The organism is Sphaerisporangium sp. NPDC005289, from assembly GCF_040607455.1.
GTDB classification, from domain to species: domain Bacteria; phylum Actinomycetota; class Actinomycetes; order Streptosporangiales; family Streptosporangiaceae; genus Sphaerisporangium; species Sphaerisporangium rhizosphaerae.
The window spans coordinates 72,920-87,932 of record NZ_JBEXGS010000032.1; the positions used below are offsets into that span (position 1 = coordinate 72,920).

At 75.3% G+C, this 15,013-nt stretch carries 3 protein-coding genes; all 3 read left to right on the forward strand.

Annotated elements, in window-relative coordinates:
- Nucleotides 1-4: 4 nt before the first annotated feature.
- The 3 genes from ABZT47_RS36575 to ABZT47_RS36585 are packed head-to-tail and all read left to right on the forward strand — an operon-like array spanning nucleotide 5 to nucleotide 15,006.
- Complete coding sequence (locus ABZT47_RS36575; protein ID WP_354852518.1) at nucleotides 5-8,230, forward strand: type I polyketide synthase; 8,226 nt, start codon at nucleotides 5-7, stop codon at nucleotides 8,228-8,230.
- A gap of 12 nt (nucleotides 8,231-8,242) precedes the next feature.
- Nucleotides 8,243-14,236, forward strand: coding sequence for a type I polyketide synthase (locus ABZT47_RS36580; RefSeq protein WP_354852520.1), 5,994 nt, complete (start codon nucleotides 8,243-8,245; stop codon nucleotides 14,234-14,236).
- The gene (locus tag ABZT47_RS36585; protein WP_354852522.1) at nucleotides 14,233-15,006 is read left to right on the forward strand and encodes an SDR family oxidoreductase; all 774 of its coding nucleotides are present in this window, start codon (nucleotides 14,233-14,235) and stop codon (nucleotides 15,004-15,006) included. Before ABZT47_RS36580 ends, ABZT47_RS36585 begins: the two co-directional genes overlap by 4 nt.
- The last annotated feature ends 7 nt before the right edge of the window (nucleotides 15,007-15,013 follow it).

Sequence of the window (15,013 nt, forward strand, 5' to 3'; positions counted from 1 at the left end):
ACACATGAGCGACGACCAGATCAGGCACCTGCTCAAGCGGGTCTCCACCGAACTGCACGACACCCGGCGACGGCTCGACCGGGTCCAGCGAGAACAGACCGAGCCGATCGCCGTCATCGGCATGGCCTGCAGGTTCCCCGGCGGCGTCCGGTCACCCGAGGACCTGTGGCGGCTGCTGGAGGACGGCACCGACGCCGTCACCGCCTTCCCCTCCGACCGGGGCTGGGACCTCGACGCCCTGTACGACGAGGACCCGGACCGGCCCGGCACCACCTATACCCGCCACGGCGGCTTCCTGGACGGTGTGGCCGACTTCGACGCCGGCTTCTTCGGCATCGCCCCGAGAGAGGCGCTGGCCACCGACCCGCAGCACCGCCTGCTGCTGGAGCTGGCCTGGGAGGCCTTCGAACGGGCCGGCCTCGACGTCACCGCGTGGCGCGGCGGGCGCACGGGCGTGTTCGCCGGGATGAACGGCCAGGACTACGCGGCGCGGCTGCCGTCCGTCCCGGCGGCCGTGGAGGGCCACCTGTCGATCGGCACGGCCATGAGCGTCGCGTCGGGGCGGGTGGCCTACACCTTCGGCTTCGAGGGCCCGGCGGTGACCGTGGACACCGCGTGCTCCTCGTCGCTGGTGGCGCTGCACCTCGCGGCCCGGTCGCTGCGGTCGGGGGAGTCGGAGCTGGCGCTGGCCGGGGGCGTGACCGTGATGACGTCTCCGGTGGGGTTCGTGGAGTTCTCCCGGCAACGCGGCCTGGCCCCCGACGGGCGCGTCAAGGCCTTCGCGGCCTCCGCCGACGGGACCGGCTGGGCCGAAGGCGCGGCGTTCCTGCTCCTCGAACGCCTCTCCGACGCCCGGCGCCACGGCCACGAGGTGCTGGCCGTGCTGACCGGTTCGGCGGTCAACCAGGACGGCGCCTCCAACGGCCTCACCGCGCCCAACGGCCCGTCACAGCAGCGGGTCATCCAAAGCGCCCTTTCGGCGGCCGGGCTGTCCGCGGGTGAGGTCGACCTGCTGGAGGCCCACGGCACGGGGACGACCCTCGGTGACCCGATCGAGGCGGGGGCGCTGCTGGCGACCTACGGCAAGGACCGCGACCCCCGGCGGCCGCTCTGGCTGGGCTCGGTGAAGTCGAACATCGGGCACACCCAGGCGGCGGCCGGCGTGGCCGGAGTCATCAAGGTCATCGAGTCGATCCGGCGCGGCGTGCTGCCGAGGACGTTGCACGTGCGGGAGCCCACGCCGCACGTCGACTGGAGCGCGGGGACGATCCGCCTGCTCACCGAGGCCGGACGGTGGCCCGCGGAAGGCATCCGGAGGGCGGGGGTGTCGGCGTTCGGCGTGAGCGGCACCAACGCGCACGTCATCATCGAACAGGCCCCCGCGTCCCCTCCGGCGCAGACGGCGCAGACGGCGCAGGCGGCGCGGCCGGCGGGGACGAGCGAGGGGCCGGTGCCGTGGGTGGTGTCGGCGCGGACGCCCGAGGCGCTCCGGGCCCAGGCCGCCTCGCTGGCCGCGCACCTGGCGGAGCCGTCCGACGTGGCGGCGGTCGCCCGGTCCCTCGCCACCGGCAGGGCCCGGCTGGACGAACGCGCGGTCGTGGTCGGGTCGGACGGCGCCGAACTGGTGGCCGGGCTGCGCGCCCTGGCGGCGGGGAAGTCCTCGCCGCAGGTCGTGACCGGTGCCGAGGGGGGCGAGCTCGCCTATCTGTTCACCGGGCAGGGAAGTCAGCGGGAGGGGATGGGGCGGGAGCTCCACGAGCGGTTCCCGGTGTTCGCCGAGGCGTTCGACGCGGCCGTGGCCGAACTCGACCGGCACCTCGAAGGTGTCTCGGTACGTCAGGCGGTGTTCGGGTCCGGCGGTCTGATCGACCAGACCGTCTACACCCAGACGGGGCTGTTCGCGTTGCAGGTCGGGTTGTTCCGGTTGCTGGAGTCGTGGGGGGTGCGGCCGGACCACGTCGCCGGGCATTCGATCGGGGAGCTGGCGGCGGCGCATGTCGCGGGGGTGTGGACGCTGGCCGACGCGGCGCGCGTGGTGGCGGCCCGCGGCCGGTTGATGCAGGCGCTGCCGGCCGGTGGCGCGATGGCGGCCGTCGAGGCCACCGAGGACGACATCCCGGGCACCGTGGAGATCGCCGCGGTCAACGGCCCGTCCTCGGTCGTGGTGACCGGTGACCAGGACGCGGTCGAGGCCGTCGTCGCGGACCTGTCCGGCAGGGGCCGGCGGACCCGGCGGCTCACCGTCGGCCACGCCTTCCACTCCGCCCGGTTGGACCCGATGCTGGCCGACTACCGGCGGGTTCTGGAATCGGTGACCTACCACCCGCCGCGCATCTCCCTGGTTTCCACGCTCACCGGAGGGACCGGTGAGGTCGGCACGCCGGACCACTGGGTCGATCAGGTACGGCGACCGGTCAGGTTCGCCGACGCCGTCACCACCCTGGACGCGGCCGGCGTCACGACCTACCTGGAACTGGGCCCGGACGCCGTCCTGTCCGGCATGGCCCGCGAATCGCTGCCCGCCGACCGGGTGGTCACCTCGGTCCTGCGCAAGAACCGGCCTGAGGACCTCACCGCGCTCCTCGCCCTCGGGCACGCCCACATTCACGGCAGGCGAATCGACTGGGACGCCCTTCTTCCCGGCGTGGGCGGCGCCGGCCTGCCCACCTACCCGTTCCAGCGCTCCCGCTACTGGCTCGACGCGCCGGACGGGGCTGCCGCGGGAACACACGACCATCCGCTGCTGAACGCCGTCGTCCACCTCGCCGGCGGAGGCGTGCTGCTCACCGGCCGGCTCTCCACGCGCACCCGCCCGTGGCTCGCCGACCACGCCATCGCCGGCACCACGGTCCTGCCCGGCACCGCCCTGGTCGACCTCGCGCTGCGCGCCGGCGCGGAGGCGGGGCTGCCCGTCCTTTCCGAGCTGGTCATCGAGAGCCCGGTGGTCATCCCGGGCGACGGGGAGACCGACCTCCAGCTCGCCTTGGACGGCGGCGACCTCGTCGTCCACTCCCGATCCGGCCAGGGCGACTGGGTCAGGAACGCCACCGGCCGCCTGGTGACCGCCCACGGCGAACGGGAACCCGGCACGGGCGTATGGCCGCCCGAGCACGCCGAGCCGCTCGGCGTCGAGGACCTGTACGAGACGCTCGCTCTGGCCGGGCTCGACTACGGCCCCGCCTTCCAGGGCGTGACCGCGGCCTGGCGTGACGGTGAGACGATCTACGGCGAGGTGTCCCTCCAGGACGGCGAGGACGCCGGGCGGTTCACCGTGCACCCGGCCCTGCTGGACGCGGCCCTCCACCTGGCCGCCGACCCGGGCCGCCTGCTGGTCCCGTTCGCCTGGCGGGGAGTCCGCGTCCACCGCCCGGGAGCCGCCGGCGCCCGCGTCCGGCTGGTCCCGGCCGGCACCGACGAGTGGACGGTGGAGCTGGCCGACGCCGCGGGCGCCCCGATCGTGTCGGTCGAGGGCCTGCGCTCCCGCCCGATCGACCCCGGCGCCCTCCGGCCGGCCGCCCTCTACGCGGTCGAATGGATCGACGCCCCGGCCGGGCCGCCCGCGCGGACCGCCACCACGATCGACGTGGCCACGACAGACCTGGCCGCGACCGGCGGGGTGGCCGCCGCCACCGAGGCGGCGCAGGACGGGCCCGGTCTCCATGACGTGGTGAACGGCCTGCTCGCCGAGTTGCGCGACCGGCTCGACGAGCCCGGCACGATCGTGGTGCGCACGTCCGGCGCGGTGGCGGCCCTGCCGGGCGAGACCGTCGACCCCACGGCCGCCGCCGTCTGGGGGCTGGTGCGGTCGGCCCAGACCGAGCACCCGGGCCGCATCGTCCTGATCGACGGGAACGTTCCGTCGTCGATCCCCGCTGGAGAGCCGCAGTTCGCGGTGCGGGACGGGCGAGTTCTCGTGCCCCGCCTCACCAGGACCACGGGAGAGGCGGGCGCGCCGCTCGCCCCCGCGGGGACCGTGCTGGTCACCGGCGGCACCGGCGGCCTCGGGGCTCTGCTGGCCCGGCATCTGGTCACCCGCCACGGCGCCCGGCGGCTCATCCTGACCAGCCGCCGCGGCGCGGGCGCGCCGGGAGCGATCGAGTTGCGGGAGGAACTGGCCGCGCTCGGCGCCCGGGTCGACATCCTCGCCGGTGACGTGGCCGACCGGACCTTCCTGGAAGGCGTGCTGGCCACCGTGCCGCGGGAGCACCCGTTGACCGCCGTGGTGCACGCGGCCGGAGTCGTCGACGACGGAGTGCTCGGCTCGCTCACCCCCGAGCGGGTGTCGGCCGTGCTGCGGCCCAAGGCCGACGCCGCCCGCCATCTGCACGAGCTGACCATGGACCGGCCGCCGGCGTGGTTCGTGCTGTACTCGTCGATCGCGGCCACGCTCGGCAGCGCCGGTCAGGCCTCCTACGCCGCCGCCAACGCCTACCTCGACGGCCTGGCCGCGCACCGCCGCGCGCTCGGCCTGCCCGCCGTGTCTCTGGCCTGGGGCCTGTGGGCGGAGAGCACGGGGATCAGCGGCCACCTCAGCGAGGCCGACCTGACCAGGGTGGCCAGGAGCGGGGTCCGGCCGCTGGCGACCGCCACCGGCCTGGAGCTGTTCGACGCCGCGCTCGGCGTGCGGGCCCCCGTCGTGATCCCGGCCGCGCTCGATCCGGCCGCCGTGCCGCTGCTGCGCGGCGTCGCGAGGCCGGTACGCGTGTCCGCCCCCCAGGACGACCTGCCGGCCCGCGCGCTCGCCGGTCTGGCCGGGGAGGCCCGCGGCGAGGCCGTGCTCGCCCTGGTCCGCGCGGAGACCGGAGCGGTACTGGGCACGAGCGCGGTCGGCGCCAAGCGGCCCTTCGGTGACCTCGGGCTCGACTCGCTGATGTCGGTCGAGCTGCGCAACCGGCTCACCGCCGCCACCGGGCTGCGGCTGCCCGCCACGCTGACCTTCGACCACCCCACGCCCACCGCCGTCGCCGCCTTCATCGAGACCCTGCTCGAACCGGAGGCCCCCGCCGCCCCCGCCCCCGCCGCCGTGACCAGGCGCGCCCGGACCGGTGAGGACCCGATCGTCATCGTCGGCATGGCCTGCCGACTGCCCGGCGGCGTGGCCGGCCCCGACGACCTGTGGCGGCTGGTCGAGTCGGGCGGCGACGCGATCTCCGGGTTCCCGCAGAACCGGGGCTGGGACCTCGACACGCTGTACGACCCCGACCCCGACCCCGGCCGTCCCGGCACCTCCTACACCCGGCACGGCGGGTTCCTGCACGACGCCGCCGAGTTCGACGCGGCGTTCTTCGGCATCTCGCCCCGCGAGGCGCTGGCCACCGACCCGCAGCACCGCCTGCTGCTGGAGACGGCGTGGGAGGCCTTCGAGCAGGCCGGGATCGACCCGGAGACGCTACGCGGCAGCCGTACCGGGGTGTTCGCCGGGGTCATGTACCACGACTACGCGCCCCCCGCGGGGACCGCGCCGGTCGCCCTGGAAGGCTTCCTGGCCAACGGCAACGCGGGCAGCGTCGCCTCCGGCCGGATCGCCTACTCCTTCGGGTTCGAGGGGCCCGCGGTCACCGTCGACACGGCCTGCTCGTCGTCGCTGGTGGCGCTGCACCTGGCCGTGCAGTCACTGCGCACCGGAGAGTCGGATCTGGCGCTGGCGGGCGGAGTCGCGGTGATGGCCACGCCGTCGGTGTTCGTCGAGTTCTCCCGGCAGCGCGGCCTGGCCGCCGACGGCCGGTGCAAGGCGTACGCGGCGGCGGCCGACGGCACGGGCTGGGCCGAAGGGGTGTCTCTGCTGCTGGTCGAGCGGCTGTCCGACGCCCGCCGGCTGGGCCATCCCGTGCTCGCCGTGGTCCGCGGCACCGCCGTCAACCAGGACGGCGCCTCCAACGGGCTGACCGCCCCCAACGGGCCGTCCCAGCAGCGGGTGATCCGGCAGGCCCTGGCCACCGCCGGGCTCGCCCCGGACGAGGTGGACGTGGTCGAGGGTCATGGGACCGGGACGACGCTCGGCGACCCGATCGAGGCCCAGGCCCTGATAGCCGTCTACGGGCAGGACCGGCCCGGCGACCCGCTCTGGCTCGGCTCGCTGAAGTCGAACATCGGCCACACCCAGGCCGCCGCCGGCGCGGCTGGGGTGATCAAGATGATCCAGGCGATGCGGCACGGCGTGCTGCCGAGGACCCTGCACGTCGACGAGCCGACTCCGCACGTCGACTGGTCGCAGGGCGCGGTCCGGCTGCTCACCGAACCCCGCGAATGGACCGCGGAGCGGCCCCGCCGGGCGGGGATCTCCTCCTTCGGCGTCAGCGGCACCAACGCCCACGTCATCATCGAGCAGCCGTCCGACGCCCCGGCGGCGGAACCGGCACAGGCGCCGGCCCCCGGAACGGCCCCTCAGACGGCCCCCCGAACGGCCACTGAAACAGGCCCCGAAACGGCGCGGCGGCCGGATCCGCTTACGGTCTGGCCGATCTCCGCCCGGACGTCCGAGGCGCTGGCGGGCCAGGCGGCCCGGCTCGCCGAGGTCGCCGCCGATCCGGTCGACGTCGGCTTCTCCCTGGTCACCACCCGGGCCGCGTTCGAGCAGCGCGCCGTCATCGTGGCCGGCGACCGGGAGGGCTTCGCCGAGGGAGCCCGTGCGCTGGCCGCCGGGACCTCCGCGAGGCAACTCCTCCGCGGCACCGCCGACGCCGAGGGCAAGGTCGTGTTCGTCTTCCCCGGGCAGGGGTCGCAGTGGGCCGGCATGGCGGTCGAACTGCTCGAAGGCTCGCCCGTCTTCGCCGCCAGGTTCGCCGAGTGCGCGCGGGCCCTTTCGCCGTACATCGACTGGAGCCCCGAACGCGCCCTGCGAGACGGCTCCGACCGTGTGGAGGTCGTCCAGCCCCTGCTCTGGGCCGTCATGGTGTCGCTGGCCGCCGTGTGGGAGCACCACGGCGTCCGGCCCGACGCCGTCGTCGGGCACAGCCAGGGCGAGATCGCGGCCGCCGCCGTGGCGGGCCTGCTCACCATCGAGGACGCCGCCCGCGTCGTGGCGCTGCGCAGCAGGGCGATCGTCGCGCTGGCCGGCACCGGGGCCATGGCCTCCATCGCACTGCCGCCTGACCAGGTCGAACCCCGGCTCGGACCGGGCGTGTCGATCGCGGTGGTCAACAGCCCCGCGCAGGTCGTCGTGTCCGGCGATCCGGAGGCGGTGGCGGCGCTGGTCGAGGCGGTGAAGGCGGAGGGCGCGCGGGCCCGGGAGATCGCCGTCGACTACGCCTCGCACTCCCACCACATCGAGCGCGTCGAGACCGCCGTCCGCGACACCCTCGCGCCGACCAGACCGCGACGGGGCCGGGTGCCGCTGTTCTCCACGGTCACCGGTGACTGGCTCGGCGACACCCCGGCGGACGCCGGCTACTGGTATGCGAACCTGCGGGAGCGGGTCCGGTTCGAGGAGGCCGTGCGCGGCCTCGCCGACCAGGACTACGGCGTGTTCATCGAGGTCAGCCCGCATCCGGTGCTGACCTCGGGCGTCCAGGAGACGCTGGCGGGCCGGCCGGTCGTGGTGGCGGGCACCCTGCGCCGCGACCAGGGCGGACGCGAGCGCCTGCTCACCTCGCTGGCCGAGGTGCATGTGCGCGGTGTCGCGGTGGACTGGCTGCCGGTCTTCCCCGGCGCCCGCCGGGTGCCGTTGCCCACCTACGCCTTCCACCGCCGCCGCTACTGGCTCGACCACGCCCCCGCCGGGCCGCGCGCCGCCGACGTCGTCACCGCGGAACCGGCGCAGGCGCCGTCACTGGCCACGCTCACCGGCGCCGACCTCGAAGCCGCCGTGCTGGCGGTGGTGCGGACCGAGTCGGCGATCGTGCTCGGCCACGACGACGCCGGGGCGGTGGAACTCGGACGGCCCTACCGCGACGTCGGGCTCGACTCGCTGACCGCCGTCGACCTGCGCAACCGGCTGAGCACGGCGACCGGGTTGGAACTGCCGCCCACGCTGGTCTTCGACCACCCGACCCCGGCGGCCATCGCGGCCTACCTGCGCGACGAGCTGTCCGGCACGGCCGTCCGGTTCCCCAACGCGGCGGCCTCCCTGGACTACCTGGAGACGGCGCTGTCCGCCGGCGCCGAACCCGAGCTGCTCGGCCGGATGCGGCGGCTGCTCGACCAATGGGACACCGGCCCCGGCACGACGGTCGACCTCGACTCCGCCACCGATGAGGAGCTGTTCCGCCTCCTCGACCACGACCCGCTTTAGGAGCGTTCTCCCATGGCTGACGACGCACAGCTTCGCGACTATCTGAAGCGCGCCATCGCCGACGTCCATACCTTGCGGTCCCGGCTCCACGAGGTGGAGTCGGCGCGGCGGGAACCGGTCGCGATCGTGGGCATGGCCTGCCGGTTCCCCGGCGGGGTCAGCTCGCCGCAGGACCTGTGGGAGCTGGTCGCCTCCGGGCGCGACGCGGTGAGCGAGTTCCCCGCCGACCGCGGCTGGGACCTCGGCTCGCTGTACGACCCCGACCCCGACCACCAGGGCACCTCCACCACCCGCCACGGCGGGTTCATCGACGACGTGGCCGGGTTCGACGCCGGGTTCTTCGGCATCTCCCCCCGCGAGGCCCTCGCCATCGACCCGCAGCACCGGCTGCTGCTGGAGACGGCGTGGGAGGCGTTCGAACAGGCCGGGATCGACCCCGGGACGCTGCGCGGCAGTCGTACCGCCGTGTTCGCGGGGCTGGCCGGCGGCGACTACGGCGTCGGGGCCGGTCATCCCGTGGAGCTGGAGGGGCAGATCGGAATCGGGACGCTGCGCAGCGTCGCCTCCGGTCGCATCGCCTACGCCTTCGACTTCGAGGGCCCGGCCGTGACGGTCGACACGGCCTGCTCGTCGTCGCTGGTCGCGCTGCACCTGGCGGCGCTGTCGCTGCGGTCGGGAGAGTCGGACCTGGCCCTGGCCGGAGGCGTGTCGGTGATGGCGACCCCACAGGGTTTCGTCGAGTTCTCCCGCCAGCGCGGCCTGTCGGCCGACGGCCGCTGCAAGGCGTTCGCCGCCTCCGCCGACGGCACCGGCTGGGCGGAGGGGGCCGGGTTCCTGCTGGTCGAGCGGCTGTCGGACGCGCAGCGGCTCGGCCACCCGATCCTGGCGGTGGTGCGCGGTTCGGCGGTGAACCAGGACGGCACTTCCAACGGCCTGACCGCGCCGAGCGGCCCGTCGCAGCAGCGCGTCATCCAGGCCGCCCTGGCCGCGGCCCGCCTGTCGGCGGCCGACATCGACCTCGTGGAGGCCCATGGCACCGGCACCAGCCTGGGTGACCCGATCGAGGCCGCGGCCATCCTGGCCACCTACGGCCAGGGCCGCGCGCCGGGCCGTCCGCTGTGGCTGGGCTCGCTGAAGTCCAACATCGGGCACTCCCAGGCGGCGGCCGGCCTCGGCGGGGTGATCAAGGTGGTGCAGGCGATCCGGCACGGGCTGCTGCCGCGGACCCTGCACGTCGATGAGCCCTCTCCGTATGTGAACTGGTCGTCGGGCGAGGTGGAGCTGCTCACCGAGGCCCGCGACTGGCCGTCGGAGGGGCCGCGCAGGGCCGGGGTGTCGGCGTTCGGCGTGAGCGGCACCAACGCCCACGTGATCATCGAGGAGGCCCCGGCCACGGCCGCCACCGAGCCGGGCAGGCCCGCCAGGACGGGCCGGGTGCCCTGGGCGGTCTCCGCCCGCACGCCCGGCGCGCTGCGCGCCCAGGCGGCCCGGCTGGCCGACTTCGCGGCCTCGGGTCAGGACCCGGCGGACGTGGCGTGGTCGCTGGCCCGCACCCGGGCGCGGCTCGACGAACGGGCCGTGGTCGTGGGGGCGACCCCGGCCGAGCTGGCGGAGGCGCTGCGGGCGCTGGCGGCGGGCGAGCCGTCGGCCTCGGTGGTCACCGGCCGGGCGGGCGGGCACCTGGCCTATCTGTTCACCGGGCAGGGGAGTCAGCGGGAGGGGATGGGCAGGGAGCTGTACGACCGGTTCCCGGCGTTCGCCGAGGCGTTCGACGCGGCCGTGGCCGAGGTGGACCGGCACCTTGACGGGGCTTCGGTCAGGGATGTGGTCTTCGGGTCCGACGGCCTCCTCGATCAGACCGTCTACACGCAGACCGGGCTGTTCGCGTTGCAGGTGGGATTGTTCCGGTTGCTGGAGTCGTGGGGTGTGCGGCCCGATCATGTGGCCGGGCATTCGATCGGGGAGCTCGCGGCGGCGCATGTGGCCGGGGTGTGGTCGCTGGCGGACGCGGCGCGGGTGGTCGCGGCCCGGGGGCGGTTGATGCAGGCGCTGCCGGCGGGTGGCGCGATGGCGGCCGTCGAGGCCACCGAGCAGGAGATCCCGGGCACCGTGGAGATCGCCGCGATCAACGGCCCGTCGTCGGTGGTGGTGACCGGTGACCTGGACGCGGTCGAGTCGGTGGTGGCCGGGTTCGCCGCGCGTGGCCGCCGCACCCGGCGGCTGGAGGTGAGTCACGCCTTCCACTCCGCGCGGCTCGAACCGATGCTGGACGGGTTCCGCGAGGTGCTCGAATCGGTGGCGTTCCACCAGCCGCGCGTTCCGCTGGTGTCCACGCTGACCGGTCAGGTCGGAGAGGTCGGCACACCGGACTACTGGGTTCGTCAGGTGCGCGAACCCGTCAGGTTCGCCGACGCCATCGTGACCCTCGACGCGGCGGGGGTCACGACGTTCCTGGAACTGGGCCCGGACGCCGTCCTGTCCGGCATGGCCAGGGAATCGCTGCCCGCCGACCGGTCCCTGGTCCCGGTGCTGCGCCGCGACCGGTCCGAGGAGCACACCGCGCTGCTCGCCCTGGGCCGGGCGCACATCCACGGCCGGCCGGTCGACTGGGAGGCCGTGCTCCCGCAGGCGCGCCGGGTCGACCTGCCGACCTACGCCTTCCAGCACGACCGCTACTGGCTCGAACCCCCCACGCTGGGCTCCGGCGACCCGGCGGCGCTCGGCCTCACCGCGGCCGGGCATCCGCTGCTGGGCGCGACGGCCGTGCTCGCCGACGCCGGCGGCGTGCTGCTGTCGGGGAGGCTGTCGCTGCGCACCCATCCCTGGCTGGCCGGGCACACCGTCATGGGCACCGTCATCGTCCCCGGCACCGCCCTGGTCGAGCTGGCCGTGAGAGCCGGGGACGAGGTCGGCCTGCCCGCCCTCGACGAGCTCGTCGTCGAGGCCCCGCTCGTCGTCCCGGCCGACGGTGCGGTCGACGTCCAGGTCCACGTCGGCGCGCTCGACGACGAGGGCCGCCGTCCCGTCACCATCCACTCCAGCAGCGGCGAGGGCTGGACCCGGAACGCGGCGGGAACCCTCGCCGAATCGGGCCCGGCCCCGGAGAGCATCGACCGGTGGCCCCCGCCGGGCGCCGTACCCGTCGACATCGAGCACCTCTACCAGGAGCTCGCCGACGCGGGCCTCACCTACGGGCCCGCCTTCCAAGGGCTGCGCGCCGCCTGGCGGGACGGCGAGGAGCTGTTCGCCGAGATCGCGCTGCCGGAGGCCGAACGGGGCGAGGCGGACCGGTTCGGCGTGCACCCGGCGCTGCTCGACGCCGCCCTGCACATCGCCGCGCACCACGGGCTCAAGGACGTGCCGCAGGGGCGGAACCGCCTGCCCTTCGCCTACGGCGGGGTCCGGCTGCACGCCTCCGGCGCCGCCGGGCTGCGGGTCCGGCTGGTCCTGCACGGTCCCGACGAGCTGTCCCTGCACGCCGCCGACGACACCGGCGCGCCGGTCGTGTCGGTCGCCTCGCTGCGGGCCCGCTTGGTCTCGGCCGACCGGCTGCGCCCGGCGGGCCACGACTCCCTGTACACGCTCACCTGGACCGAGGTGACCCCGCGGCCCTCCGGCGAGGAGCCCGGCGTCGCGGAACCCGGCGCGGAGCCCCGGGTCGTCCAGGTCACCGGCGCCGAGTTCGGCGACCTGGACACGCCGGACGCCGTCCACGGGCACGTGAACCGGGTGCTCGGCCAGGTGCGGCGGTGGCTCGCGGAGGAGAGCGAGAAGCCGCTGGTCGTCCTCACCCGGCATGCCGTCGCCGTCACCCCGCAGGAGAACCCGGACCCGGTCGTCGCGCCGGTCTGGGGGCTGGTCAGATCCGTACAGGCGGAACATCCCGGGCGGGTCTTCCTGGTGGACGCCGACGACGGCGCGCCGGTGGCGGCGCGCCGGGCGGTCGCCGCCGTGCTCGGTTCGGGAGAGCCGCAGCTGGCGGTGCGGCAGGACAGGCTCCTGGCGCCGAGGCTGGCGCGCGCGTCCGCGCACGACGGCGCGGCGGCGCGGGAGTGGGACAAGGACGGCACGGTGCTGATCACCGGCGGTACGGGGGCGCTCGCGGGGGAACTCGCCCGGCACCTGGTGCGGACCGGGCGCACCCGCCACCTGGTCCTGCTGGGCCGTGGCGGGCGCCTGGAACCCGGCCTGGAGGAGGAGCTCACCGGGCTCGGCGCGCACGTGACCGTCGCCGCCGCCGATGTGGCCGACCGCACGGCGGTCGCGGCGGTGCTGTCCGCGATCCCTCCGGACCGGCCGCTGACCGCGGTGGTGCACGCGGCGGCCGTCGTCGACGACGGCCTGGTGGAGTCGCTCACCGGCGAACGGGTGGAGCGGGTGCTGCGCGCCAAGGCCGGCGGCGCGTGGGTGCTGCACGAACTCACGCGCGGCCACGACCTGGCCGCCTTCGTGCTGTACTCGTCGGTGGCCGGGCTGCTCGGCGGCCCGGGGCAGGCCTCCTACGCCGCCGCCAACGGTTTCCTGGACGCGCTGGCCGCGCACCGCCGTGCCCTCGGCCTGCCGGGCCTCTCGCTGGCTTGGGGCCTGTGGGAGCGCCCGACCGGGACGACCGCCCACCTCACCGGCGCCGACCGGGCCAGGGCGGCGCGCGCCGGGCTCCGCGCGCTGACCACACAGGAGGGGCTGGCGCTGTTCGACGCGGCCCTCGAACGGGACCAGCCGCTCCTGGTCCCGGCCCGCTTCGATCTGCGGCCCCGGGACGAGCAGCCGCCCGCCCTGCTGCGGGGCCTGGTCCGCCCGGGCCGGCGCACCGCCGCGCCGCGCGCGGCGGCCGGGCCGGCGCTCGCCCACCGTCTCGCCCGGCTGCCCGGAGAGCGGCGCGAGGAGGCCGCGCTGGAGGCGGTCACCGCCGAGGTCGCCGCCGTGCTCGGCGCGAACGCGGCCTCGATCGCCCCCGGCCGCCCGTTCAGCGAACTCGGCCTGGACTCCCTGACCGCCGTGGAACTGCGCAACCGCCTCGACGCCCTGGCCGGGCTGCGGCTGCCCGCCACGGTCACCTTCGACCACGGCACCGCCGAGGCCCTCACCGGTTATCTGCTGACCAGGCTCGATACGGCCGGGCCTGAACCGGACCCGGAGCCGGTCCGCCAGGGCCCGCTGTCGGAGCTGTACCGCGCCCTGTACGCCAAGGGGCAGTACGCGGCGGCGGCCGAGCTGATCGGCGTCGCCTCCCGGCTGCGCGGCGCCTTCACCGCCGAGCAGACCCCCGGCCACGTGCTGCCCCCGATCCGCCTCGCCGAGGGCCCGGCGCCGGTCGCCGTCATCTGTTTCCCCGCCGTCAGCGCCATCTCCGGCCCGCACGAGTACGCCCGCTTCGGCCAGGCGCTGAACGGCCTGCGGGACGTGCACGTGCTCCCGTCGCCCGGTTACGACCCGCGGGACCTGCTCCCCGACACCGAGGAGACCTACGTCCGGATGCACGCCGACACGGTGGCGAAGCTGGTCGGCGGGAGGCCCTACGTCATCGTCGGCCGGTCGATGGGCGGCTGCGTGGCCCACTCGGTCGCGGAGGAACTGGAGAACCGGGGGCTGCCGGCGTCCGGGCTGGTGCTGATCGACTCCTACCCGATCGACAGCCCCACCCAGGAGGGCCTGAGCGAGTGGTGGCTGAAGGCGATGCTCACCGGGATGCTCGAACGCATCGAGCGCTATCGCATGGTGTGGAGCGACGCGAGCCTCACCACCATGGGCGGCTACGGCGTCGTGCTGGCCGGCTGGCGGCCCAAGCCGATCTCGGCCCCCACCCTCATGGTCCGCGCCGCCGAGCCGCTGCGCGGCACCATCGTCGACCCGACGGGCCGGCTGGACTGGCGGCCCTCCTGGCCGCTGCCGCACGAGACCACCGACGTGCCCGGCGACCACTTCACCGTGCTGGAGGAGCACTCCGGCACCACGGTGGCCGCCGTGCGGGACTGGATCGAGACCATCGAGAAGAGGAGCGTATGAGCACACAGGTCGTGGCCGTCACCGGTGCCGCCGGTGGGATCGGCCGAGCCATCGTGGGGCTGTTCGCGGAGCGGGGCGCCCGCGTGGTCGCCGTCGACGCCGACAAGCGCGGCCTGGACGAACTGGCCGGTGACGGCATCGCCACCCTGGCCGGGGACGTCTCCGCCGAGGAGACCAACGACGCTTTCGCCGAGCTGGCTCTGAGCCGGTTCGGCCGGCTCGACGCGGTCGTCCTGAACGCGGGCGTCGGCGGCGCCGGGCCGCTGGAGTCACCTGGTGCGATCGAGCGGTTCGACCGCATCTGGGCGATCAACGTGCGCGGCGTCGTGCTCGGCGTGAAGGCGGCGCTGCCCGCGCTGCGGGTCTCGGGAGGCGGTTCGATCGTGGTCACCTCCTCGATCTCCGGTCTCGGTGGCGATCCGGGTACCTGGGCGTACAACGCGACGAAGGCGGCGCTGGTCAACCTCGTGCGCGGGCTGGCCGTCGACTACGCGGTCGAGAACGTCCGGATCAACGCCATCGCGCCCGGCGGGGTGTCGGTGGGGCTCAACGCCGGCGCCGCCGCCCATCCCGTGCTCGGCCCGGCCATCCTCGCGCGGATTCCGCAGCACCGCTGGTCGCTGGCCCGAGAGCAGGCCGAGGCCATCTGGTTCCTGACCTCGCCCGCCGCCTCGTACATCACGGGCGTCACCCTTCCCGTCGACGGTGGCCTGAGCGCCAACAACGGCATCCTGCTGCCCCCCGCCCGCCCGGGCGACTCACCCCGATAGGAGCGTC

What these genes read in the sequence shown, in the direction of transcription:
- ABZT47_RS36585 (WP_354852522.1), top strand. Translation starts at nt 14,233, where the DNA reads ATGAGCACACAGGTCGTGGCCGTCACCGGTGCCGCCGGTGGGATCGGC.
- ABZT47_RS36575 (WP_354852518.1), top strand. Translation starts at nt 5, where the DNA reads ATGAGCGACGACCAGATCAGGCACCTGCTCAAGCGGGTCTCCACCGAA.
- ABZT47_RS36580 (WP_354852520.1), top strand. Translation starts at nt 8,243, where the DNA reads ATGGCTGACGACGCACAGCTTCGCGACTATCTGAAGCGCGCCATCGCC.